Annotated in this window: 24 protein-coding genes; 14 read left to right on the forward strand and 10 right to left on the reverse strand. The window is 69.7% G+C overall.

Features of this window, described 5'->3' with window-relative positions; genetic code table 11:
* Positions 1-30 precede the first annotated feature (30 nt).
* The 6 genes from OG992_RS00200 to OG992_RS00225 all read right to left on the reverse strand — a co-directional run bounded on the left by OG992_RS00200 (position 31) and on the right by OG992_RS00225 (position 4,575).
* The gene (locus OG992_RS00200) at positions 31-846 is read right to left on the reverse strand and encodes an NAD(P)-dependent oxidoreductase (protein ID WP_266301900.1); all 816 of its coding nucleotides are present in this window, start codon (positions 844-846) and stop codon (positions 31-33) included.
* Between the two features lie 15 nt (positions 847-861).
* On the reverse strand, positions 862-1,266 hold the full coding sequence (locus tag OG992_RS00205) for a cupin domain-containing protein (RefSeq protein WP_238684171.1): 405 nt from the start codon (positions 1,264-1,266) through the stop codon (positions 862-864).
* Positions 1,254-2,705, reverse strand: coding sequence for a PLP-dependent aminotransferase family protein (locus OG992_RS00210; RefSeq protein WP_266301901.1), 1,452 nt, complete (start codon positions 2,703-2,705; stop codon positions 1,254-1,256). Before OG992_RS00210 ends, OG992_RS00205 begins: the two co-directional genes overlap by 13 nt.
* Positions 2,706-2,829: 124 nt before the next feature.
* The gene (sigJ, locus tag OG992_RS00215; RefSeq protein ID WP_266301902.1) at positions 2,830-3,714 is read right to left on the reverse strand and encodes an RNA polymerase sigma factor SigJ; all 885 of its coding nucleotides are present in this window, start codon (positions 3,712-3,714) and stop codon (positions 2,830-2,832) included.
* Between the two features lie 97 nt (positions 3,715-3,811).
* Positions 3,812-4,111, reverse strand: a complete 300-nt coding sequence (locus tag OG992_RS00220) for a sigma factor (RefSeq protein ID WP_266301903.1) — start codon at positions 4,109-4,111, stop codon at positions 3,812-3,814.
* 29 nt (positions 4,112-4,140) lie between these two features.
* The gene (locus tag OG992_RS00225; RefSeq protein ID WP_238684167.1) at positions 4,141-4,575 is read right to left on the reverse strand and encodes a hypothetical protein; all 435 of its coding nucleotides are present in this window, start codon (positions 4,573-4,575) and stop codon (positions 4,141-4,143) included.
* Between the two features lie 174 nt (positions 4,576-4,749).
* On the opposite strand from OG992_RS00225, the gene OG992_RS00230 reads away from it, so the two are divergent.
* The 3 genes from OG992_RS00230 (at position 4,750) to OG992_RS00240 (ending at position 6,759) form a co-directional block, all read left to right on the forward strand.
* Positions 4,750-5,361, forward strand: coding sequence for a copper resistance CopC family protein (locus OG992_RS00230; protein ID WP_266301904.1), 612 nt, complete (start codon positions 4,750-4,752; stop codon positions 5,359-5,361).
* A gap of 148 nt (positions 5,362-5,509) precedes the next feature.
* On the forward strand, positions 5,510-6,277 hold the full coding sequence (locus tag OG992_RS00235; protein ID WP_238684165.1) for an SDR family oxidoreductase: 768 nt from the start codon (positions 5,510-5,512) through the stop codon (positions 6,275-6,277).
* The gene (locus OG992_RS00240; protein WP_266301905.1) at positions 6,229-6,759 is read left to right on the forward strand and encodes a hypothetical protein; all 531 of its coding nucleotides are present in this window, start codon (positions 6,229-6,231) and stop codon (positions 6,757-6,759) included. Before OG992_RS00235 ends, OG992_RS00240 begins: the two co-directional genes overlap by 49 nt.
* 113 nt (positions 6,760-6,872) lie before the next feature.
* On the opposite strand, the gene OG992_RS00245 is transcribed toward OG992_RS00240, so the two are convergent.
* From OG992_RS00245 to OG992_RS00255, 3 genes are all read right to left on the reverse strand, one after another.
* Positions 6,873-8,210, reverse strand: coding sequence for a ricin-type beta-trefoil lectin domain protein (locus OG992_RS00245; RefSeq protein ID WP_266301906.1), 1,338 nt, complete (start codon positions 8,208-8,210; stop codon positions 6,873-6,875).
* Positions 8,211-8,353: 143 nt separating this feature from the next.
* Positions 8,354-10,705 carry a non-reducing end alpha-L-arabinofuranosidase family hydrolase gene (locus OG992_RS00250; protein ID WP_266305118.1) on the reverse strand — a complete coding sequence of 784 codons (2,352 nt, stop codon included), beginning with the start codon at positions 10,703-10,705 and terminating at the stop codon, positions 8,354-8,356.
* A 651-nt stretch (positions 10,706-11,356) separates the two neighbouring features.
* Positions 11,357-12,340 carry an N-acetyltransferase gene (locus tag OG992_RS00255; RefSeq protein WP_266301907.1) on the reverse strand — a complete coding sequence of 328 codons (984 nt, stop codon included), beginning with the start codon at positions 12,338-12,340 and terminating at the stop codon, positions 11,357-11,359.
* 284 nt (positions 12,341-12,624) lie between these two features.
* On the opposite strand from OG992_RS00255, the gene OG992_RS00260 reads away from it, so the two are divergent.
* The 11 genes from OG992_RS00260 (at position 12,625) to OG992_RS00310 (ending at position 22,942) form a co-directional block, all read left to right on the forward strand.
* Complete coding sequence (locus OG992_RS00260) at positions 12,625-13,503, forward strand: hypothetical protein (protein ID WP_266301908.1); 879 nt, start codon at positions 12,625-12,627, stop codon at positions 13,501-13,503.
* Entirely contained in the window at positions 13,496-13,996 is a 501-nt protein-coding gene (locus OG992_RS00265; RefSeq protein WP_266301909.1) for a SigE family RNA polymerase sigma factor, read from the forward strand. The genes OG992_RS00260 and OG992_RS00265 overlap by 8 nt, the downstream gene beginning before the upstream one ends.
* Positions 13,997-14,229: 233 nt before the next feature.
* Positions 14,230-14,844 (forward strand): hypothetical protein, encoded by a 615-nt coding sequence (locus OG992_RS00270; RefSeq protein WP_266301910.1) that lies wholly within the window; start codon positions 14,230-14,232, stop codon positions 14,842-14,844.
* Positions 14,837-15,760: a serine hydrolase gene (locus OG992_RS00275; protein ID WP_266301911.1), complete on the forward strand. Its 924-nt coding sequence runs from the start codon at positions 14,837-14,839 to the stop codon at positions 15,758-15,760. The genes OG992_RS00270 and OG992_RS00275 overlap by 8 nt, the downstream gene beginning before the upstream one ends.
* Before the next feature lie 165 nt (positions 15,761-15,925).
* Positions 15,926-16,555, forward strand: coding sequence for a fasciclin domain-containing protein (locus OG992_RS00280; RefSeq protein WP_266301912.1), 630 nt, complete (start codon positions 15,926-15,928; stop codon positions 16,553-16,555).
* Positions 16,556-16,614: 59 nt separating this feature from the next.
* Positions 16,615-18,138: a molybdopterin-dependent oxidoreductase gene (locus OG992_RS00285; protein ID WP_266305119.1), complete on the forward strand. Its 1,524-nt coding sequence runs from the start codon at positions 16,615-16,617 to the stop codon at positions 18,136-18,138.
* A 137-nt stretch (positions 18,139-18,275) separates the two neighbouring features.
* Entirely contained in the window at positions 18,276-19,064 is a 789-nt protein-coding gene (locus tag OG992_RS00290; protein WP_238684157.1) for a hypothetical protein, read from the forward strand.
* A gap of 16 nt (positions 19,065-19,080) precedes the next feature.
* Positions 19,081-19,767: a class F sortase gene (locus OG992_RS00295; protein ID WP_238684156.1), complete on the forward strand. Its 687-nt coding sequence runs from the start codon at positions 19,081-19,083 to the stop codon at positions 19,765-19,767.
* Between the two features lie 48 nt (positions 19,768-19,815).
* A complete protein-coding gene (locus tag OG992_RS00300) occupies positions 19,816-20,442 on the forward strand; it encodes a sigma-70 family RNA polymerase sigma factor (RefSeq protein WP_238684155.1) in 627 nt (208 codons plus the stop codon).
* Positions 20,439-21,167, forward strand: coding sequence for an anti-sigma factor (locus OG992_RS00305; protein ID WP_238684154.1), 729 nt, complete (start codon positions 20,439-20,441; stop codon positions 21,165-21,167). The genes OG992_RS00300 and OG992_RS00305 overlap by 4 nt, the downstream gene beginning before the upstream one ends.
* A gap of 119 nt (positions 21,168-21,286) precedes the next feature.
* Positions 21,287-22,942 (forward strand): serine/threonine-protein kinase, encoded by a 1,656-nt coding sequence (locus OG992_RS00310; RefSeq protein WP_238684153.1) that lies wholly within the window; start codon positions 21,287-21,289, stop codon positions 22,940-22,942.
* Between the two features lie 15 nt (positions 22,943-22,957).
* On the opposite strand, the gene OG992_RS00315 is transcribed toward OG992_RS00310, so the two are convergent.
* Positions 22,958-23,893: a DUF4394 domain-containing protein gene (locus OG992_RS00315; protein ID WP_238684152.1), complete on the reverse strand. Its 936-nt coding sequence runs from the start codon at positions 23,891-23,893 to the stop codon at positions 22,958-22,960.
* Positions 23,894-23,939: the final 46 nt, after the last annotated feature.

The following is a 23,939-nucleotide window of genomic DNA, read 5'->3' on the forward strand; positions in this document are numbered from 1 at the left end:
GCTTCTGCAAGATCAAATTGTGCGGACGCCTCACAGGGTGGCGAATCCCTGACGCCAGGACGGGTAGGTCGGGTTCCAGCCAAGGTGCGTGCGGGCGTGGTGGTTGCTCGCTCCTCGCGCCCAGCCATGCCGCTCGCCCTCGGTCACCGCTGGCGCTGGCACATTGGCCGCCGCGCAGAACGCGGGCACCCACTGCGAGGCGGCGGCTGGCTCGTCGTCGCAGACGTTGACGACGCCGACGGGCCACTCCAGAGCCGCGACCGCGGCGGCGACGGCGTCGTCGACGTGCAGCAGGCTACTCACGTCCGCGTCGGCGGGGACCTTGCCGGCGGCGGCGAACTGGGCCATCAGACCGTCGCGGGCGTACCAGGTGCCCGGGCCGTAGAGGGTGCCGTACCTCAGCAGGACCCACTCGGGCGCCTCCTGGACGGCGGATTCGAGCGCGGCGGCACCGGCCACACTGGTCTGGCGTGGCTCTGGGGCGTCGAGGTCGAGCGGGGTCTCCTCGGCCGCCGGCTCGGCGCCCGGCTCGTACGCCCAGGCGATGCTCTGTGCCACGATCCGGCGTACCCCGGCGGCGAGCGCCGCGTCGACCAGATTGCGGGTCCCGGTCCGGCGCAGCCGCGAATTGGCGGCGAAGTCGCCGGTGCTCAGGCTGGTCAGCTGGTGCATCACCACGTCGGGCCGGGCGTCGCGGACGGCGGCCGCGACCGCGTCCCGGTCGAGCACGTCGACGGCGACCGGGCCGTTGCGGGCCAACCCGATGACCTCATGCCCCCGGGCGGTCAGGATCGGCTCGAGCCGGCGGCCGATGACGCCGGTCGAACCGGCGAGAACGATACGCATGACGTGCCTCTTCCGTCAGTTCGGCCGGATTGAGCGGCGGTTCTTACGCTGTTCGAGCTCGTCGGGGCTCACCAGCACCAGCATTTCCTGGCCGGGCGCGCACACCATCACGACCAGGAACTTGGTCACCCGATCGGACAGGTTGTTGGCGGACCGGTAGTGGATGACGTCGCCGCCTGGCTCCCAGAACGCCTCACCGGCCTTGATCACCCGTTCGGGCTCGCCCTCCAGCTCGAAGATCATCTCGCCCTCGAGCAGGTAGCCGAAGACCGGGCCGGAGTGCCGGTGTGGCGGCGTGCCCGGGTCGCCCGGTGGCAGTTCGATCGTCGCTGTCATCACGTGGGAGCCATCCGGCAACTCCGGTGGCATGGCCGTGCCCAGCAGCACGATCTCGTTATTTCCGATCTTCATGGTCTGCATGACTCGAACGTATCCCCGACCGGACCAGCAGGATGGACCAGTTGGTGACCGGTCTGATGGACCAGTTGGCAGAGTCCGGACAGTGCCTCCTGCCAGGCGTGAGCCGGCGGCGCCGCGTATCCGAGGACCAGGGCTGCCGGCTGCCGCTCATCCGCGGGATCGTGCCAGTAGCCGTTGCCGTGCAGGCCGATCAGGCGCAGTCCCTCGCGGCGTCCGGCCTGGATCAGCCAGCGCTCCTCCGCCACGGAAGCCAGCGGTAGCAGCGCGTGCACGCCGGCAGCGATGCCCTCCAGCGCAGTGGTGGTCACCTCGGCAAGGCGGGCGGCCAGCTCGGTCCGGCGACGTCGGTAGGTCAGGCGCATGCGGCGGATGTGCCTGTCGTAGTCGCCGTGCGTGAGCAGGTCGGCCATCGTGAGCTGGTCGATCGCGGACACTGCGGCGCCGGCCTCCGCGATCGTCGTCGTCAGGTCACGACGCAGTGGCTCGGGTACGACGAACCAACCCAGGCGGAGGCCCGGCGCCAGCGACTTGCTCGTGCTGCCCGCGTACACGATCCGCTCTGGTGCCAGCGCCTGCATGGCGCCCACCGGCCGCTGGTCGTAGCGGAACTCGCCGTCGTAGTCGTCCTCGATGAGGAACGCGTCGTGCTTCCGTGCCCACGCGATGAGCCGGTAGCGCTGCCGTGGGGCGAGCACCACTCCGGTCGGATGCTGGTGCGCCGGGGTGAGCAGCGCGGCCTGACCCGCCGCGTCATCCGGGTCGGCCCCGCCGGGGCCGACGGTGAGCGGGGTGACGGTCAGGCCCGCAGCACGCAGCACCGTGCGGTGATGGGCCAGACCGGGGTTCTCGGTGGCGATGGCGCGGACGCCGCGCCGGTGCAGCGTCCGCGCCAGCAGGGAGAGGCCCTGGGTGAAGCCCGCCGTGATCACCACCGCCTCCGGGTCGCAGAGCACCCCACGGGTGCGCGCGAGATAGCCGGCCACCGCCGCCCGCAGTGCGGGTAGCCCGGTCGGTTCGGAGTAGTCCAGCGTGCCGCGTGGAGCCGTCGTCAGCGCCCGGCGGACGCTGTCCGCCCAGGCCGTTCGGGGGAAAGACGCGAGGTCGGGAATCCCCGGCCGCAACTCGATCAATGGCCCGGCCGGGGGCGACGGCCGCGGTTGTCCGCGCGTGCGGGGCGGATCATGGAGCACGTCAGCGACCCGGGTGCCCGAGCCGGGTGCCGCCAGCAGCCACCCTTCCGCCACCAACTGCGCGTACGCCTGCACCACGGTGCCCCGGGCCAGGCCCAGGTCGGCGGCCAGGCTCCGGCTGCCAGGTAGGCGCGACCCGGCCCGCAGCCGGCCGGTCCGAATGCTCTCCCGTAACGCGCTCTCCAGCGAGCGACCCGGGGAACCCGCACTCCGATCGAACTCCAGATGCAGGTCAAGCGACTTCGTCACTCAGCAACGATCCCATTCGCGCGAGCGGCACCGGCAGGTTCGGCGACGACTCAGGCGCCAGACCACCGACCTCGACGTACGTGCCGTCGACGAACCACGCGTCGCCAGGCGCCGGTGCCGACTGTCACCGCTGGAACTGGGCTAGTTTCTGCGGGTTGAGGACGATCAACACTCGTTCGATCCCGGCTGGTGAGGCGTCGATGGTGACCAGAGCGACAGTTGCCCCGGGCCGCGAGACGAGGATCGCGGCGTGGCCGTTGGACTCGACGATCTCCGGTGAGAGGTCGCGGCCGAACTTCCGGATCAGTCCCAGGATGTAACGCGCGACGTTGTCACGTCCGACGACGGGTAGCTGGGCGGCCCGGACGGCGCCGCCGCCGTCGGCGTAGGAGATGGCTGTTTCGGCGAGCAGTTCCTCGAGCTGGGCAAGCTCACCGGAGCGGGCCGCGGCGAGAAAGGCATACAGCAGGCGGTCGCGGTCGGCGTGGCCGACCGGTTCGCGCCGCTGCCGGGCCAGGTGCGTGCGGGCGCGGTGGCCGAGCTGTCGTGCGTACGCCTCGCTGACGTCGAGTACCTCGCCGATCCGCCGGAATGGGTAGTCGAACGCCTCCCGCAGCACGTACACCGCCCGCTCGGCCGGGGTGAGCCGTTCCAACAGGAGTAGCACGGCGAGTTCGAGTGACTCGTTGCGTTCGGCCTGGAGTGTCGGGTCGGCGGAGGTGTCGACGGGCTCGGGCAGCCACGGTCCGGGATACAGCTCGCGGCGGGCGCGAGCCGACGTCGCGGCGTTCAGGGCGAGCCGAGAAGTCGTCGTGACCATGAACCCGATCGGGTCCCGTACCTGGCTGCGTTCGGTCTGCTGCCACCGGAGCCAGGCTTCCTGCACGATGTCCTCCGCCTCGGCGACACTACCGAGCATCCGGTAGGCGATGCCGAAGAGCCGTGGACGGACCGCGTCGAACACCGCCAACGCGTCGACCAGTGCCCCGCCTTTTCCTCGCCCTGCCATGGCCGCCTCGTCGCCCCTATCCCTGAATTCGCACTGCCGCCGATATCGCTGCTGTCTGTTGAGCGCCAGCCACACAGGTACCCCTTGCGGGGCCGTACTACAGCACTTGAGCGGTGTTATGGCCAGCGGCTTGGGTCGGCGACGATGTGAGCAGACCGATACAGACCTGCACGAGCGTGCCGACGAGCCAGGTAAAGGGACTGTCGATGCCATCCTGTTCGTCGTCCGGCATCGTGTACCAGACGGTGTACGTCGCTTGTACCGCGTGTTCAGCGACGTCGACTGAACCCAGCAGCTGGTACGCGAGGTTCTTGAGGAGGCGTCGTTCGGCGACGACGACGCAGAACGCGCTGGGTAGCGCGTTTGGCCGAAGTGGCCGGAGGGGTTCGGGAACCATCGGCTCTCCCAGTGGTTGACGCAGCAGGTTCAGTGGGCGGCCCGAGCCGAGGCGAGGTCGCGCCGAGCGGCCGAACGGTCGCGTAGCGCCGTCAGCAAGATGATCACCAGGCCGATGAGCGCCACGGCCGCGTTTGCGGTGGTGAGGAGGATCGCCTCACCTACTGTCGCCCCCTGCATGTTCGTGAGGTGATAGAAGAAATGGGGGAGCGCGAAGACCGAATAGGCAGCCGCGGCGGGGATGACGAAGTGGGCCTTGGGTTTGACCGCCGCGATGCCCAGCAGCAGGGCGATCGCCAGTGATGCCGTACCGAAGTCCCGCGCGTAGTGCTCGCTGAACGGCGGCGTGAGATCCACTGTCGGGAAGTTCGCGTAGAAGCTGGCCGGCCAGATCGCGTTCCAGGCCCCGACCACGAAATTGTCGAGAAACACGATTGCCAGTGCGATGCGGATGATGGCGGTCATGATCGTCGCTCCTTGCGCTGTACCGGTGGTGGGCGAGTGTCACCAGGTACGGACCGAGCAGGTCTCCGATTCGTGACACAGGGCCCCGGCCGCGACCTCTGCTGTCACGAATCGGGGGGCCGCTCGGTCCTGTTCGCAGACGCCGCGGTCGTTCGCGGCGGAGGGGAGCACGCCATGAAGAGAAGCACTGCGGCTCGCGTGACCGACACGTCAGACACCGGTCGGACGTCTCGCATTCGTCCTACCGTCAGATTGATTGTCACGGTCGCGCTCGCTGCCGGTTTCCCGCTGGCGGTCACGCCCGTGCCCGCGTTCGCGCACGGCGCGACGCATTCGATCACGCCGACCGCCGGTGCCAGGCTCGCGAAGGCCCCGCAGCGGGTCGAGGTGGTGTTCGCCGGCGAGATCACGTCCGACAGCAGTGTCACGGTGACGGACCACACGGGGACGGACTGGACAGGCGGTCGGCCGGTTGTCCAGGGGGCGACGCTGCGCCATCAGGTGAGAGCGGATATGCCTGACGGCTGGTACGAGATCAGTTGGCGAGCGACCTTCACCGACGGACACCCGGTGGCCGGCACCGCGGAGTTCACAGTGGGAGCGGCGGCTGCGGCGGCCGCAGCGGCGAATCCGCTTCGGGCCCGTCTCACGCACGGCGGCGTCGTCGCGTTGTACGCCGCCTCGGGTGTAGTGGTACTGGCTCTCCTCCTCGCGATCATGACGCTCTCCCGTGGTGTCTACGCCGCCAGCAAGCGCACCGACCCAGGCGAAGGTTCCACCCTTTAGGGCTATTGCGCGGTCTATGTCGTGAACAAGAAGTCTCGGAAAGGTAGAACGGTGACATCACAGCGGCTCATCCCCCTCTCACCCGGCCCCGGGTCCGGGCCACCCGCCAGCGCGGCGTTACGGCGAACGCGGATCGGGAGGTAGCTCAGTGCGTATCGCGGTAGCCGGCGGGACCGGCGGCGTCGGACGTCTCGTCGTTCACGCCGTACGGTCCGCCGGCCACGAGCCGGTCATCCTCGCCCGCTCCACGGGCGTGGACCTGATCCGCGGTTCCGGGCTGGACGAGGCGCTGACCGGCGTGCCGGTCGTGATCGACGTCAGCAACGTGTCGACGATCAACCGGAAGAAGTCGGAAAGCTTCTTCGGCGCGGCGACGACGAACCTGCTCGCCGCAGGCCAGCGCGCCGGGGTGCGGCACCACGTCGCACTGTCGGTCGTCGGCGCCGACCGGGTCAATTGGGGTTACTACGCGGGCAAACGACGCCAGGAGAGCCTCGTCCTGGGCGGTGCGGTACCCGCGACGGTGCTCCGCTCGACGCAGTTCTACGAGTTGGCCGCGCAGATGCTCGCCACCATTCCCGGCCCGATCGCGGTGGTGCCCCAGATGCTCATGCAGCCGATCGCGGCCCACGACGTCGCCAACTGTCTCGTCGACCTCGCCCTGGCAGAACCGGCCGGCCGCGCGCCCGACATCGCCGGCCCGCAACAGTTGCGCATGTCTGCCATGGCCCGCCGCCTGCTCCGCACCCGCGGGAGTCACCGCCTTGTCCTGCCCGTCCGACTTCCGGGAGCGACCGGTCGAGCCATGGCCGGAAACGGCCTGCTGCCCACCGGCCCCGGTCCGCGCGGCAGACAAACCTTCGACCAGTGGCTGGCGAGCCCGGCAGCGCGGAACGACGCTGGACGGACCCGGTGAACGAGGGCCGGTCACCCACCCCCGCCGCACCGCGGGCAACGTCAACAGACGGGCGCGACACCGCGCTGACCGCGTTGATCCGGATCGCCCTGGCCGTCCTCTTCCTCGACGAACTCGTTGTCGGGTTCTGGAACCAGGTTTTCCCCGAAAGCTTCTACAACAACTTCCCGACCGTCAGCCTCACCCCGCCGTTCAGCGAGCACTACGCGCGAGACTTCGGCGGAGCCACCCTCGGCCTGGCCGTCGTCCTCGGCATAGCGCTCGTCGCACCTCGGGCCGTTTTCACCATCCCCGCCGCGGCGGCGTTCTCCACCTTCGCCATACCCCACTTCTTCTTCCACCTGACCCATCTGCACCACGCCACCCCTGGCGAGAAGGTGGCCCTCACAACCGCCAATGCCGTCGTCGCCCTGCTCGGCCTTCTCGTCATCGCCCTGACGCTGGTGCGAGACGCCAGGCGTCGCCGCACTTCGGCGACATGATGCGGGCGGACCCGGCGCGACGCCGGGTCCGCCCGTTTCAGGTGTGCGGGATTTCGCCTGCCGCTGGTCCATCCGCAGACCCCCGAACAGGTGCTGTGCGAACTCGGCCGCGATCAGCCTGCGAGCGGCGCGAGCCGGAACTGTTGGTTGGTCTGTCCGTGGCAGTCGTAGAGCTGGATCTGGGCTCCGTTGGCGGTGCTCCAGGCGTCGAGGCATCGTCCGGACTGGACGTTGCTGATGGTGCCGTTGGAGTTGACGTTCCACTGTTGGTTGGTCTGGTTGTGGCAGCTGTAGATCTGCACTGCGGCGCCGTTGCCGGTCCCGGCGGCGTCGAGGCACATGGTCCCGTACACCTGCAGTTGTTTGGTCGACGTGTAGGTCCATGCCTGGTTGGTCTGTTTGTTGCAGCCGTAGAGCTGGACCCTGGTGCCGTTGTTCCGTGAGGCGTTGGGTACGTCGACGCACCGGCCGGACTGCGTGCCGACGATCTCGCTGGCGGAGCCGGGCGGAACGGTCGGCGGATCGGTGGGGGTTGGCGGATCGGTCGGCGGATCGGTCGGCGTCGAGGGCAGCAACGGGCAGGTGCTGCGGTAGGTGACCACGCCACTGGAGTCGAGCAGGGGGCAGAGGAACTGGCTGTACCGGGTGTCGTTGTCGATGAACATCTTGACGAACGGCAGCATGGTCCGGACCATCACCGGGTTCGACCGTCCGACCATGAAGCCATGATCCGCACCGGCGACCTCCAGGTAGACGCTCTCCGTCGTGGCCGGGAGGCTGTTGTACAGGCCGGTGGCGTAGGACGGGGTGACCACCGTGTCCGCCTGCCCAGAGAAGATCATGGTGGGCACCCGGTCGTTGGCCAGGTTCGACGACGGCGAGTACGGCGCGATGCCGACCACTGCCTTCAAGGACGAGCGTCGGGTGGCCGCACTCAGCGCGCCACCGCCGCCCATCGAGTGACCGGCGACCGCCAACCGGTTGGGGTCGACCCGGTCACGTACGGGACTCTGCTGCGTGAGGTAGTCCAGTGCGGCGAGCAGTTGGGTGCCTCGGGCAGTGTCGAAGTCGTTGCGGCTGTTGGTCTCGATGCCGATCACGACGAAGCCGTGCGACGCCAGCCACGGTCCCATCCATGCCAGTTCGGCGGAGAACAACGCGGTGTAGCCCGGCGAGATCGCGATGGCCCCGAAGGTGCCCTGGCTGGTGTCGGTCGGGTAGTAGATCCGGCCGCCGTTGAAGCCGTACCCGGTCGGGACGCTGACCGACGTGTTGGCGAAGGGGCCGTTCACGGCGGTGACGCTGGTCCGGGTGGGGTCCGGGCCCCGCTGGTACGGGTTGTCGGCGGCCGACGCCGATCCGGTCGCCACGGTGATGGTGAGCAACCCGACCGCGGCGGCGATCCCGGCCGCGGCGAGCTTGAACAGCCGTCCCCGAAGACGAGGGGACATTCGCTCGGTGTGGGTGTTGCCCGCGGGCGGGGGGTGGTGCCCGTGTCCTCGCACTATCGCTACCTCCTGGTGGTGGTGGATGGGTGCGGGGCGGGCGGGCCCGGCGTGGTGCCGAGCCTGCCCGCCCCGGCGTTGTCCGGTCGTCAGCGTTGCAGCGTCAGCAGACCCGGCCGGTACGGCAGCAGGCCGTAGTCGCCGCCGGAGCTGGGAGAGCGCCCCTGGTAGAGCAGTTGCAGGTTGCAGGCGTCAACGGTCATGGTCTGATCGGCGTTGCTGCGGATCAGTTCGCCGTGACTGATGTCGTTGGTCCAGGTGGCGCCGCTGTTCGCCTTGCCAGCGAACGGGTTGCTCTCCGACGTGGCCTGCGGCGTCCACGTACCACCCAGGCTGGTGGCCGTGAAGGAACGGAAGTACCGGCCCTGCGAACCGATCGCCTCGACGATCATCAGGTACTTGTTCAGGCCCTGGAGCTTGTAGACCTGAACGGCCTCGAAGAGGTTGTTAGTCGTGTCGGTCATGATGGTCGTGTAGTTGGAGCCGAAGCTGCCCGGGAAGTTCCCGATGGGCATGCTGGCCCGGTAGATCCGGCCGTTGTCCCCGGCGAAGAACAGGTACATGTTCTGGTCGTCACCGATGAGCGCCTGGTCGATCGGACCGGTGCTGGAGTTGGAGATGCTGCCGCTGAACAGCGTCTGCGGCGACGACCACCCGTTCGGGTTGGTCGGGTCGCTGGAGGTCCGGTACGAGAAGGCCGGGCCGCCCCACTGGTAGGCCAGCACCCAGATGTTGCGCGGCGCGAAGTAGAACAGCGACGGTGCGACGGTCGCCGAGTTCATCGCGTTCTGGCTGGCCGAGCCCATCTGCGAGTAGTTGCTGAAGAGGCCAAAGTTCATCGAGCCCCACGTGGTGCCGGTGTCGTGGGTGGTGGCGTAGACGAGCTGCTGGCCGTTGTACGGCGCGACGGTGAAGTCCTTCAGCGACACCCACCCGGACCTCGGCTGCGCCAGCGCACCCGACGACGACCAGCGGTACGACGACGGAAGGTCACACGTGCCGCCGGTCGGCGGCGGCGTCGTCGGGGTCGGCGTCGGGGTCGAGCCGCCACCCGAGCCGGCGAGCCGGAACTGCTGGTTGGTCTGTCCGTGGCAGTCGTAGAGCTGGATCTGGGCACCGTTGGCGGTGCTCCAGGCGTCCAGGCATCGTCCGGACTGGACGTTGCTGATGGTGCCGTTGGAGTTGACGTTCCACTGCTGGTTGGTCTGGCTGTGACAGCTGTAGATCTGCACCGCCGCACCGTTGCCGGTCCCGGCGGCGTCGAGGCACATGTTCCCGTACACCTGTAGCTGTTTGCCCGAGGTGTAGGTCCATGCCTGGTTGGTCTGCTTGTTGCAGTCGTAGAGCTGCACCCGGGTGCCGTTGCTGGTCGAGGCGTTGGGCACATCGACACACCGGCCCGACTGCGTGCCGACGATCTCGCCGGCGGAGCCGGGCGGGTTGGTGGGCGGGTTGGTGGGCGGGTCGGTGGGCGGGTCGGTGGGCGGGTTGGTGGGGCCCGCGCTGTTCAGCGCCTCCAGGGTGGAGGTGTAGGCGGCCTTCTTGGTGCCGTTGCACTCGAAGAGCAGCGGAGTGCCGCCGGAGCGCCACGAGTCGCAGTCGCGCACCCCCCAGACGGTGAGCCCGTTGCAGCGCGCCACGGCAAGGCAGTCGTTGACCACACTGCGGTAGGTGTTGGCCTGCGTCGTGCCGGATCCCTCGATGTCCAACTCGGTGACCTGCACGTCCACCCCGAGGGCGGCGAAGCTGGACAGGGTGGTGCGGTAGTTGCTGTTGTACGGCGAGTTGGCGTTGAAGTGCGACTGGAAGCCGACGCAGTCGATCGGCACCCCACGAGACTTGAAGTCGCGCACCATATTGTACACGGCCTGCGTCTTCGCCCAGGTCCAGTTGTCGGTGTTGTAGTCGTTGTAGCAGAGCTTCGCGTTCGGGTCCGCCGCGTCGGCCGCGCGGAACGCCGCCTCGATCCAGTCGTTGCCGGTGCGCTGGAGGTTCGAGTTGCGGCGGGCGCCGCTGTTGCCGTCCTCGAACGCCTCGTTCACCACATCCCACGAGTCGATCTTGCCTCGGTAGTAGCTGGCCACCCGGGTGACGTGGTTCAGCATCGCGTTGCGCAGCGCGGTGCCCTCCATGCTCTGCATCCAGCCCGGCTGCTGCGAGTACCAGGCCAGGGTGTGGCCGCGGACCTTCCAACCCCGGGAGATGGCGTGGTTCACGATCCGGTCCGCGTTGCCGAAGGTGAAGTTGTTCTGCTGCGGCTCGGTCGCGTCGATCTTCATTTCGTTCTCGGGGGTGATGCTGTTGAACTCGCGGTTCAGGATCGTCGTGTAGGCGCTGTCGTTGAGTTTGTTGGCGGCGACGGCGGCACCGAAGTACCGGCCGGACTGCGCTGCGGCGGCACCGAGGGTCGTCTCGGCGGCCTGGGCCAGGTTGGGCAGCAGTGCCACGACTAGGGCCAGAATTATCGCGGCCGTTCCGGAAAATGTGAGCGTTCGCAGTCGGGCGCGCCCGATGGGACGGGTTCGGGGAACCATGCTGATCCTCCTGTGGTGGGGTAAGGGATTCCTGTCGCTGTTTCGTTGGGAGGTCCCACCGGATGGCGGCGGGCACGATGGTGAGTCCGCCCGAGCGGGCCGGAGCCCAGGTCAGGCATCAGACCGGATGCGAGTCGGATCGGGCTACCTGGCCAGCGGATAAAGGAGCGGTGGCAAGTAGGCCCGGTCGCCCGTCGGGGGTGGTTGGGGGCGTTGCGCTCTTTCGGTGGTGGACGTGGTCACCTGGCAGGTGGGTGGGCCCGACGGTCGCGTGGAGCGCCTCCAGTCCTAACGGATCTTGTTAACGTTCACACTTGTCGATGCCTCTCAGGCTGGCAGAAAATTCCAGAGTTTTCAACCGGTAGTTTCGGGCCTGTTACGGATCTGGGCGGCGGGATTGGAGGCCCGCGCACGGTGGCTGGTCGACCGGGCGTTGCGCGGTGGACCGGCTCGGAGGCGACAAGCTGGACGTACGCGTCGGCGGGCTCCATGCGCTGTGGCCAGTGGCGGAACATTCCGCGTACGCGGCGCAGAGCGCGAGCCGACGAACCGTTTGGCTTACGGCTGCTCGTCGGCCTCGGGGGTGAGCTGCCGCATCAGCACCGCGAACCCTTGCCCCGACTCCGCGAAACCCAGTTTCCGGTAGAGCGTCAGAGCGGGTTGATTGCTGTCGGTGACCTTGAGTCGTAGTTGTCTGACGCCGGCTGAGCTGGCGCGGTGCAGGACCCGCGAGATCATCGCAGTGGCCAGGCCGCTGCGGCGCCAGGGTGCTCGGGTGCCCAGACAGTGCAGAATCGCCGTCGGTGTGTCGGTGCTGCCGTCGGCGAGCGCGAAGAGGAAGGCGGCCACCGGGTTGTCGCTTCGGTCGGCCTCGGCGAGCGCCAGGCAGGAGAGGTCGGGCAGGAACCGCGGATGTCCGGTCGCGTGCTGGGGCCAGGTGCGTTGGTCTGGTCGAACCGCTGCCGGACTGTCGGCGTAGGCCTCATTGTGGGCCAGCCGGGCCAGCTCGTCGTAGCGCTCGTCGACGGGTGTCAGCACCAGGCCGGGCGGAAGCGCGGGAGCCGGCGGCTCATCAGGCACCGCCAGGACGAGGTCCCGTTCGTGTCGGACCAGCGCGAAACCGCCATGGATCAGCCGCTCGCGGCCGGCCCGGTCGTTCTCGGCACACCGGATACCGAGGACGGCCTGTGCCGATCCCCGGTCATCCCGTAACTGCTTCGCCTGGTCGATGAGCCAGTGGTGCAGCTCTGCACGAACGTCGTCGGCAAGGTCGGGATGAAACACGGTGGTCAGGCGAATCCGGAGCACGTCGTCAGCTGTTCCCATGTCGGCGACCTCGCCGTACGCGGCGACGCCGCCGGTGTCATCGCGGCCGACTCGGGTACGTCCGGCGCTGTCCGGCCCGAGAGTGGCCAGTCGATTTCGGACGTCCTCGGCGCGCTGCTCCAGGCCGATCGGGGCGACCCCCTCGGCGCGTTGGAAGAGTGCTGCCAGCGCTGCCGCCTCGGCTGGTGTGGCGCGACTCCAACCCGCGATCCTCATCGATGGTCATCTTATGGAACCGGTTCGACGACGGTCAATCGCACGCCCGGATCGCCGAAGAGCGTCGACCTAACCTCCTAGGACGGTCTGCGGGTTGTGCCTCACCGCTCACACAAGCGGAGCGTGACGCTACGAAGGTGGCCGCACACGTACTGAAACACCGCGTTCCCCCGACGCGTTTGCGGAAAGTTCGCGCCGATGTTCGGTAACCAAATCGGCGGGTCAACCCGTCAGGTCAGTGACGGATCGCCACCGGGGCGGTCGGCCGAGGAGGAATACGGGACATGGGCGACGTGCGTGGGCGTTTCAGGGACGACCTGGCCCGACACCCTGCACCGCCGTTGGGTGACCTGGTCCAGCAGTCGGTTGCGCAGGGCCGCCGACTGCGCCGCCAGCGCCGCCGGGCCCAGTTCGGCGCCGGCGGATCGGCGTTGGCGGTGCTGCTCGTGATCGGCCTGGCCGCCGGGCCAATCGGCGTCGGAGCGGATGACGCCGGTCAGCCCGGCGGGGCGAACGTGGGCTTGCCGGGCGGATCGGTCGACCCCACCATGCCGTCCCCGGCTGGATCCTCCGGTGGTGCTCCGGCCGGGTTCGAAGCGGGCACTGAGAGAGACCCCTTTCGGCCAGCGCCGCCGACTTCCTCGACCACGGTGATCGACACTGTGAGGATCGGGGCAGGACCGGAGGGTGAACTGCTGACCACCACACCGCAGGGTGCCCTGGAACTGCTGACCAGGCTGCTGCCCAAGGGGAAAACCAGCGGTTACACGAGTCTGGAGAGCAGCGGAGCAGGCCCCGGCATGCCGTACGTCCAGCTCTACCTGGACCGAGGCGATGGACCGGGCATGCTGCGGCTCTCCATCTACCGGGACCGCCTCGGCGGCGACCCCGCCCCGGGAACGGTGGAGCTGACCGAAGTACCCGACAACTGCGTGCAGACCCAGACGGTCACCGTGCACCACCACGCTGGCCTCCAGGTCGATCTCATGATCTCCACCTGTCTGGTCTGGGACGCCAAGGGGACTTCGCCGGCACCGCCCGTCCTCTCCGTGAAGGAGGCGATCGAGGTCGCCGCGAACCCGAACTGGGGGACGACGCTGCCGGCCGAGTACGTCGTCAACGGGACCAAGAGGTTCCCGAAGCTGGCCCGGTCGAATGGCTGACGAAGACTTCGTGGAGTTCGCGCAGGCGACCGTTGGCCGCCTGCGCGACGCGGCGTTCCTGATGTGCCGCGACTGGCATCTCGCCCAGGACCTCACCCAGACGACGCTGGCCAAGGTGTACGCCAGCTGGAGGCGGGTCCGGCGGGCCGACGATCCCCACGCGTACGCCCGCAAGATACTGCTGCGCTGCATGATCGACCAGCAACGGCGTCGCTCCAGCCGGGAGTTGGCGATGTCGGCGCCGCCGGAGCGGGGCGAGGAACATCCGGCCGAGCTGCGCATGACGTTGCTGGACGCGGTCGCCACCTTGCCGTTGCGGGATCGGGCGATCATCGTCCTGCGCTACTGGGACGACCTGAGCGTGGAGACAACCGCCGAGGTTGTGGGCGTCTCCACTGCCGTCGTCAAGAGCCAGAGCATGCGCTCTCTCAACCGCCTGCGTGAGTTGCTCGGCGATACCCGTTCCGAGCTGTTCGCCGAGGAGCGCCATTGACCGGTCCCGCCTGCGGCCGGGGTGCGGCGGATTCCCGATGGGGTCGGACCGTCGGCCGGTAACCGCCGGGTCGGTGCTGCGGCGGCGACGAACGTGCCGCCGCGCGTCGTCGGCTGAGGCGCCACCCGCGGTGGCCAAGTACCTGCGTCTGGGGGAGGTTTTCGGTGTCCGTATCGAGTAGCAGGACGAGCTGGGGCCGGATTCGCGGCAGAGGCCGAGGTTCGGTCGCGGTCGTGCCGGCGGTCCTGTCGGCGTTGATGCTGATTGCCGCAGGGTGCCATCGGGGGGAGCCCGGTGTCGCCCCCGAGGAGCTGCACACCGCAAACGCGGAACGGGGCGACCGGAGCCCGCTGCTGGGGGCGGGCGATCTGGGAGCGGACTGGCATGAGGACGAGGCGCGAACCGGTCTGGCGTCCTGGCCGTGGGAGCAGGACAGCTGCCCCAACTACAAGAGCAGCGACTACCCGGCCAAGTCGCATCGGCGCGCTGCCGTGCAGCGCTACTACCGGCCGTCTGACGGCTCGCCGCCGGCCCACCACGTCGTGGAGACGTACGAACCTGGGTGGGCCGAGCGGAATGTCGATGACGTCCGTCGGGTCCTCCTGCGGTGCGCCAGTTACCCGGTCCTCGGATCGCAGGTCTCGTTCGACGTCGTCGATCCGCACTATCTGGAGGGCACCGGCATGCTCGTTCGAGGTCGCATCGCGCATGCGGAGATCCCGAACACCATCACGTACTTCGTGATGCTGAAACGAGGCGAGACGGTCTCGACGATCCGCCTGCCCGATCCGGGCAGCCAGGCCGCGGTGGACGAGATCGCGGCGAGGGCGGTGGCCCGCCTTGGTTGAGCGGAAAGGGCGGCAGCTGCCGCGACGGTGGGTCGTCTCCGCGGTCGCCATGTCGCTGGCCGGCGTCGGGACGGCCGCCTTCGGTGCCACGCGCGGTGGCGACGGCGACGGAGTCGGACCATCGCACGGCCCATCGCCTACCAGCCCGATCCCCACGACGCCGGCCATCGACCGGATCGACCAGGCGAGAACCCGCATCAAGGCCTACGTGCAGCGGTACGACGGCCACCTGGCGGTCGCGGCACTGGATCGACAAGGAACGGCTGCGGTGACGGTCGGCGCCAAACGGTTCGAGACCGCCAGCATCGTCAAGGTCAACATCCTCGCGGCCCTTCTGCTGCGCCAGAGCCCGCCGGGAAAGGCCCTGAGTTCTGACACCCGGCGGTTGGCCGAGGCCATGATCGTGTCCAGTGACAACGATGCGGCGGTCGCCCTGTGGCAGCGGATCGATGGCTCGCGCGGCCTCACCGCCGCGAACCGCGCGCTCGGTCTGCGTGAGACGAAGCCCAACTCGCAGTGGGGACTCACCACGACAACTGTCGCCGACCAACTCCGTCTGCTGACCGCGCTGACGTCACCGACGGGACCGTTGACCCCGCAGGACCGTACCTTCGTCATGGGCCTCATGAAGAAGGTGATCCCCGAGCAGCGGTGGGGAGTCACCGCCGCGCGGGAGCCGGGCAGCCGTTCCGCGTACGTCAAGAACGGCTGGGACACCGCTGATGTCGACGGCGGCCGCTGGCTGGTCAACAGCATCGGACGGATCGTCGAGGCCCGTCACGACTGGCTCATCGCCGTGCTCTCCGATCATCACGTGAGCCAGAAAGAGGGCATCCGCGTCGTCGAGAAGGCCGCCACGTACGTGCTCAAGGAGCTGCGTACCGCCACTGCGGGCGACGGGCTCTCGCAGGGGTAGGCCCCACGTCCGCTCGGGCCGACCGTGGGTCCGTCGACCTGCCCCGACGGGGCGCTCGTCATCGGTGGCGGCAAACAATTCCCGATCTTGTACCCATCCGTCTGCGGGGCGGCCTCGAATGCCTCATGACAGCAGCAATCGAGTACAAGCATCTGAGGAGTTCGAATGAAGCGGCGCCTGTTTGCCACGGTCGGCGTAATCGCCGTGCTGGCCCTGTCCGCCTGCGGCGGTACCGACAGCGAGGACACCGCCAGCGGCGCGCCGAGCACGTCCGCCAGCGCACCGATGGCCTCGGCCTCGCCGTCGATGATGATGTCTGGTCAGTTCGGCTCGGGGTGCGCGGCGGTGCCGACCGACGCGTCCAACCCGGGAAGTTTCGAGGCGATGGCGAAGGTGCCGGTGGCCACCGCCGCGTCCGGCAATCCGCTGTTGTCGACGCTGGTGACGGCGGTGAAGAAGGCCAACCTGGTGGACTCGCTCAACGGCGCGCAGGGCGTCACGGTGTTCGCGCCGACCAACGACGCGTTCGCCAAGATCCCGAAGGCCGACCTGGACAAGGTTCTGGCCGACGACGCCATGCTGAAGAAGATCCTCACCTACCACGTGGTGACGACCCAGCTGTCCCCGGACACCCTGGCCGGCACCCACAAGACGTTGCAGGGCGACGACGTCACGGTGACCGGTAGTGGCACGTCGTTCACCGTCAACGGCATCTCGATGGTGGTGTGCGGGAACGTCTCGACGGCCAACGCCACCGTGTACATCGTTGACAGCGTCCTGATGCCCAAGAGCTGAGGATGTCCACCACCATCGAGCCCCGACCGGCGACTCGCCGGTCGGGGCCGTCCCGAAGCATGACCGCCGCCCGCGGCCTCGTCGTCGGCGTGCTGAGCGCCGGGGTCACCCTCGGCGTGGCGCACCTCGTCGCGGCACTGGTCGATCCGGCCGCCGACCCGGTGCTGGCAGTCGGCAGTGTCGCTGTCGACCTGGCACCGCAACCGGTCAAGGCATTCGCCATCCGCACCTTCGGCGCCAACGACAAGGTCGCCCTGCTCGCTGGTGTCTACACCCTGCTGGCCCTGAGCGCGGTCCTGCTCGGCGCGGCGACGTTACGACGACGCCGGTACGGTCTGGCGGGCCTTGCCGCGTTCGCTGCCGTCGGTGTCGCCGCCGTCCTGTCCCGCCCGACGGCGACATACGTGGACGTCCTGCCGGTCCTGGCGGGCGCCGGCATCGGGACGGCAGCGATGCTGGTGATGGCGCGCGCCGCTGGGACGGTCCCGGTTCCTGGCTCGGGTCGGCCCCGGCTGCTCGACCGCCGCCAGTTCCTGGCCGCGGCGGCGGGGGCAGCGGTCACCGCCGGGACCACAGCAACCATCGGTCAGGCTGTCGGTCGTCGCAGCGCCGCAGGTGCCCGTTCCCGAGCGGCCGTTCGCATACCGCCGCCGGCGCGACCTGCGCCGCCGCTACCCGGCGGCGTCGCGGTTGGCGTGGACGGGGTCCCGGCGTTCCTCACCCCCAACCAGGACTTCTACCGCGTCGACACCGCCCTCACCGTCCCGCAGGTCGACGTGGAAACCTGGCGACTGACAGTGGATGGAGCGGTCGACCGGCCCCGTACCTGGACCTTCGATGACCTGCTCGCCCGTGGCCTGGTGGAGCGCGACATCACCCTCAACTGCGTCTCCAACGAGGTCGGCGGACCCTACATCGGCACCGCCCGTTGGACGGGGATCCCCCTGGCGCCGTTGCTCCGCGAGGCGGGCATCCGCGCCGGGCAGAACCAGCTCGTCAGCCGTTCCGTGGAGGGCATGACCATCGGCACTCCGCTCGAGGCGATCCTCGACGGCCGCGACGCGCTGTTGGCAGTGGCCATGAACGGCGAACCCCTGCCCCTGGAGCACGGCTTTCCCGTCCGCATGCTCGTCCCCGGTCTCTATGGCTACGTCGGTGCCTGCAAGTGGCTCACCTCCATGCGGGTGACCACCTTCGACGCGTTCGATCCTTACTGGGTGCAGCGCGGGTGGGCCGCCGAGGCGCCCGTCAAGACCGCATCCCGCATCGACACTCCGAAACCCTTCGCCAAACGGCGCGCCGGCCCGGTCATGATCGCCGGTGTCGCCTGGGCGCAATGGCGCGGGATCACCGCCGTCGAGGTGCAGATCGACGACGGGCCGTGGCGGCAGGCCCGCCTCGCCGACGGCCCATCGCCGGACCTGTGGCGGCAGTGGACCTACCGCTGGGACGCCACCTCCGGCAGTCACACACTGCGCGTACGGGCCATCGATGCCACCGGCGCCACCCAGACCGACGAACGGGCCGCGCCCTTCCCGGACGGCGCGACCGGCTGGCACAGCACCACCGTCACCATCACCTGACCTGGTGCGCCCGACGGGTCGCCGTCGGGCCGGAAAAGAATCCGGGCCCGGACCAATCCGGTGGACGGGAGGCGACGAATCCCCCATGACAGCACCTGAGCATCGACGCCGTACCCAGGCGGAGACGGAGATTCGTTGTGAGATTGTCCCGAGCCCTGCTCGCCGTGCCCGCCGCCGCGCTGGTCCTCGCGTTTCCGGGCGTCGCGCACGCCGACGAGAGCGTGCAGGTCCAGTTGCAGGACCTCAACGAGACCGGCGCGACCGGTACCGCCACGTTGACTGCCACCAGCGGCGGTGACCTGAAGGTCATGATCCGCTCGAAGGGCATGACGCCGAACTCGCCGCACGCCCAGCACGTGCACGGCGCGGCGAACGGCATGGACTTCCACTGCCCGGACAAGTCCGCCGACGCCAACGGCAACGGCTACGTCAGCACCGAAGAGGGCCTCAAGATGTACGGGGACATCTTCATCTCGTTGACCACCACCGGAGACACGACAAAGGCCAGCGGCCTGGCGGTGGACCGGATGCCGACCGCCGACGCGAAGGGCAACCTCAGCTACGAGCGCACCATCCCCGCCGCGGACCTGCCCCAGGGCACGATCGCGCACCTGAAGGACCTGCACCTCGTGCAGCACGGCATCGACGCCAACAAGAACGGCAAATACGACATGGAAGCGCTCGGGGAGTCGATGTTCGCCAAGTCCGTGGGCGTCAACGGCATCCCCGCAGAGGCCACCGACCCCGCGACGTGCGGCATGGTCAGCGGCGCGGCCGCCGGCTCCGTACCCGCTGGGGGTGTCGCCACCGGCGACGGCAGCACCTCCGGCGGATCGCCGATGATGATCTACGCCGTGGGTGGCCTCGCGTTGCTCGGGGCCGCCGGTGCGGTCGTCGCGCGACGCCGGCTAGCCGGCGAGAGCTGAGCCGGCGGCGATCGTGATGGACACCGGTGACGCACCAGTGCCGGCCGGCCGTCGCCGGGGGCGCCGCGCGCTCCTGGCGACGGCCGGCATCCTCACCGCGACGGCGGCCCTGACGATCGGTGTCGCAGTCGCCGACCGGGGCGGCGACCCACCCGGACCCGACGCGTCCGCTGCGGCACCAGCCGCGAACGCGTCGCCTGCCCAGGCGAGCGGGCCGGGTGAGCTGACCTCGGGACCGCTGATGGCCGGCTCACCGCCGACGCGGGTGTCGATCCCGTCGCTGAAGGCCACCGCCGCCATCGTCGCCCTTGGCCTGCGGGCGGACGGTGCGATGCAGGTTCCCGACAGCGCCACCGACGTGGGCTGGTTCACCAAGGCGCCGACGCCCGGCGCTCTCGGCCCGGCCGTGCTGGCCGGGCACGTCGACTGGAAGGGCCGGCGCGGGACGTTCTTCGACCTGGGCAAGCTGCCCGTCGGCGCCGGGATCACCGTCGACCGTCAGGACGGCAGCACCGCGATGTTCACCGTCACCAAGGTCGAGCAGCATCCCAAGGACCGCTTCCCCACCGCTGAGGTGTACGGGGCGACCGACCACGCGGCGCTACGCCTGATCACCTGCGGCGGCGAGTTCGACGACACCACCCAGCACTACCGCGACAATGTCATCGTCTACGCGCGCCTCGCCCACGCTCATCCCGCCTAGACACGAGTGCGGCGGCACACCGGAGCCGCCGACAGCACAGGAGAGGACATGCCGAGAATGAGCGGTGACCCGGAACAGGGGCGGCGGTTGCGTTCGGTGCCGCCGGACACCGCGACCCCGCCGAACGCCGACGAGCTGCTGCCACGGGTGGCGCGGGGTGACGAGGCGGCGTTCGCCACGCTGTACGACGCCATGGCGGGCCGGGTCCTCGGGCTGGCCCGGCGGGTCGTACGCGATCCGGCGCAGGCGGAGGAGGTGACGCAGGAGGTGATGGTCGAGGTGTGGCGCACCGCCGGTCGCTTCGACGCCGGGCGGGGCTCCGCCTCGGCGTGGATCCTGACCATGGCGCACCGCCGCGCGGTGGACCGGGTGCGCTCCGAACAGGCCCACATCAACCGCACCCAGCAGGTCGCCGCCACCGAGGCACACGTCCCGTACGACGAGGTGGTCGAGGATGTCACCGCCCGGTTGGAGCGGGAACAGGTCCGCCGGTGCCTCGGCCGGTTGACGCCGGTGCAGCGGGAGTCGGTGACGCTGGCCTACTACGGCGGTCACACGTACCGAGAGGTCGCCGAGAAGTTGCAGACGCCGCTGCCGACGGTGAAGACGCGGATGCGCGACGGACTGATCCGGATGCGCGACTGCCTGGGCATCGAGATGGAGGGACGGGCATGAGCGCCGATGTTCACACCCTCGCTGGTGCGTACGTCCTGGACGCGGTCGACGATGTCGAGCGGGCTGCGTTCGAGCGGCACCTGGCCGAGTGCGAGCCGTGCCGCGTCGAGGTGGCCGAGTTGCGGGAAACCGTCGCACGCCTCGCCGACGACACCGTCATCGAGGCGACCCCGCCGGGTCTGCGGGAGCGGACCCTCGCCCAGGCGGCCCGGACCCCGCAGCTGCGCGTCGAGGGCGCGGGCGCCAGCGGCGGACGGCAGGCGGGCAGGTGGCGACGGCTCACAGTGGCCGCCGCCGCAGCCGTCCTCGTCGCCGGTGGGGCGAGCGCGGTCACCTGGACCGTCAGCAACGATCGGATCAGCGACGAGCAGGCCAGCAGCGAGCAGGCCCGGCAGATCGCCGCCGTCCTGGACGCCCCGGACGCCCGGGTGTTCGAGCGGTCGCTGCCGCCCGGTGGTGCCGCCACGGTGGTGGTCTCCCGTGACCGCGACCGGGGTGTGGTGCTGCTGCGCGACCTGCCCGCGCCCGGTGCGGGGCGGATCTACGAGCTCTGGCTCATCCGTGGTAGCGAGCCCCGCAAGGTGGGACAGCTCGCCGAGGGGGACAGGGCGTCGACCACTGTCATCGGTCCGGTCGGCGAGGCGGGCACGTTCGGGGTGTCCAACGAGCCCGTCGGTGGTTCGGTCGCCCCCACGCTGATCGTGGGTACGGTCGGGCTGAGCTGAGACCGGGCTGGGCCGGACGCCGTCACACCGGTGGCCGGCCCAGCCCGGTCCGCTGCCCGACCCCTGGTGCATCTGGTCAACCCACCCATCCGGGCGGCGGACTGCTCCGAATCACTCGCATGGATGACGAGTTGCTCGCCGGCCGGTACCGCAGGCTCCTGCTGATCGGGGACGCGGCGACCCCGGGACGAGTCTGGCTGGCACGCGACGAGGTGCTCGACCGGCACGTCGCGCTCCAGCAGATCGCCCTGCCGGGATGGGTGAGCGACGCCGAGCGGTCCCGGCTGCGGAACGGCACGCTCGCAGAGGCGCGCGGCCTGGCCGGTCTGGATCATCCAGGCGTGCTCGGGGTGTGGGACGTGCTGAGCACCGACGGATATCTGTGGCTCGTCATGGAGCACGTGCCCTCCCGGTCCCTGTCCGAGGTGGTTGCCACCGATGGTCCGCTGGCACCGGCCGAGGTGGCGCGCGTCGGCCTGCACCTGATCGCCGCACTGAGTGCCGCCCACGCGAGGGGCGTGACGCATCGGGAGGTCCGGCCGCACAACGTGCTGCTTGCCGACGATGGGCGGGTCGTGCTCGGCGGATTCGGTCTGTCGATCTTCGACACCCGGGATCCGGCGACCGTCACCACGGCGAGCCTGTCGACGGTCCACTACACCGCGCCGGAGCGGGCCCGCGACGGCAGGGCCACGCCCGCCACCGACCTGTGGGCCCTCGGCGCGACGCTCTACCTGGCCGCCGAGGGCCGCCCGCCCTGGAGCCGGCCGTCGACACTGGCCATGCTCGCCGCCCTGGCCACCGAGACGCCGGACCGGATGACCGTCGCGCCGCTCGAACCCGCGATCACCGGTCTCCTGCTGCGCAACCCCCGCCAACGTCTCTCCGCGCAGGAGGCCCGCGACCAACTGGAGCAGGTGGCCGCTGCGACGCCCGTGCCGGTGCCGCGAGCGCGCCGCTGGCCTCGTGTGCGCGCCACCTCGCGCCGTCGACCCCGGGCCGTCACGCCGACGCATCCGATCGCCGCGGACGCGATCACCACTATGGTTATTCCGGTCCTGGCACCCATTACCCGCGATCGGACGACCGGCTGGGCGTTCGCTGGCGCCGTGGTGGGCCTGCTGGGGGTCGTGGCCGTCGTCGTCACGGCAACCGGCGTCGTGATCGGCGGTTGGCGCGGCCAGGACAGCACTGCGGCGGCCGAACCAGGCGGTGCGGCCGCCGGCGTGGTGGAGTCGACCGCGACGGCACCGCCGGCCCACCCCTGCCTTGACGATGCCGCCTTCAGCGAGGCCGAGCCTCTGCGGGAGGCCGACGCGCCGCTGCCGTACGCCCTGCCGAACGGGTGGGCGTGGCACCAGGACCCCGCCGGGTTTCTGCTGGCGGTGCCCGAGAGATGGACCCGGCACACCGAGGGCGCACTGGTGTGCTTCCGCGACCCCGCCGAGGTGCGGGTCATCGCCGTCGACCCCGCCGCCGCGGCTTCCTCCGTACCGTCGAGGCGGTGGGAGGCCGCCGAGCGCGACGCGCTGACCACCGGGGCGCTGGCCGGCTACCAGAAGATCAGCATCGGGCCGGTCATCCGCCCCGGTGGCGCGGCGGAGTGGGAGTACACCTGCGACCAGGCCGGCGGGGTGCGGCTGCACGCCCGCCGGCTGCTGGTCAACGACAGCAGGGCCCGCGCTTACAGCCTGTCCTGGATCACACGGGACAGCCGGTGGAACGAGACCGAGCCCTTCCAACGACTGGCCCTCGCAAGCATCCGCCTCGACTGACGCGGCGGTGGCCGGTCACTGCCGCAGGAGCAGGGCGAGATCGAGAACCACGTGCCCGTTGAACACGCCGGTCGTCTGAGCCGCACCGGTGAGCAGGTCGACCCGGTACAGCCGGGAGCCGGCGATGCCGTTGAGGACGGCCCAGGCGTTGTTCCCCACGGCGCGGTCTCCACTCAGCGGGCTGTGGATGTCGAAGCCAGCTTGGAGGGTCGCGTTGACCCCGAGTGCGCCGGTGGCCACCAGTTGCCCGGAGTTGGCGGGAGATTGCAGGGCAACCTGGTCGAGTGTGGTGTCGATGTCGAACAGTGTGGTCGCGGTGGCGGGGTTGAGGTCGTTGTTGGTGTACGCCGCGGCGGTGACACCGACGGCGGCGGTGCTGGGCGGGTAGGTGAGCGAGCCGTCGACAAGTGTCGTGCCGCCGGGGTTGATGTTGTGGCGCAGGTTCTGGCCGGTGTCGCTGATGATGCGGAGTCGGTCGGCGGCGGGGTTGAAATCGACGCCGAACGACGTGCCGTTGAGCGCGACGGTCAGTTGGCTGATCGTCGTGGCCGCCGCGGTGCGCGTGTTCAGCGCGTAGACGCCGCCGTTGTTGCCGACGCCGTAGAGACGTCCGTCCTGGACGCGAAAGTCGATGCCGATGAGCGCTTCGCTGCCGGGCAGGTCGACTGTGCCGATGGTGCAGGCGAGGGCGGGGCGGTTGGCGGCGAACTTGATCAGCTGCTGGTTGGCGGTGAGACCGATGGCGATGAGCCCGTTGCGGCCTCCGGCGTTCAGCAGGTCCCACAGCAGGGTGCAGGTCCCATTGCCCAACGAGGGCAGGCCGCGCGCCGGGAGGCTCGCTGCTGTGCTGTGGCTTGGTGGGGCGGCGGTTACTGGCGTCGCGGTGATTCCGATGCTGGCGACCATCATCGTGGCGGCTACGAGCAGCCCTCGGCGAAGCGTACGGTGCATGAGAGGCACTTCCTTGATCAGATGCACCGACGGACTCCTCGGCGGA

The sequence above is a fragment of the Micromonospora sp. NBC_00362 genome (assembly GCF_026342155.1).
Classification (GTDB): Bacteria; Actinomycetota; Actinomycetes; order Mycobacteriales; family Micromonosporaceae; genus Micromonospora; species Micromonospora hortensis.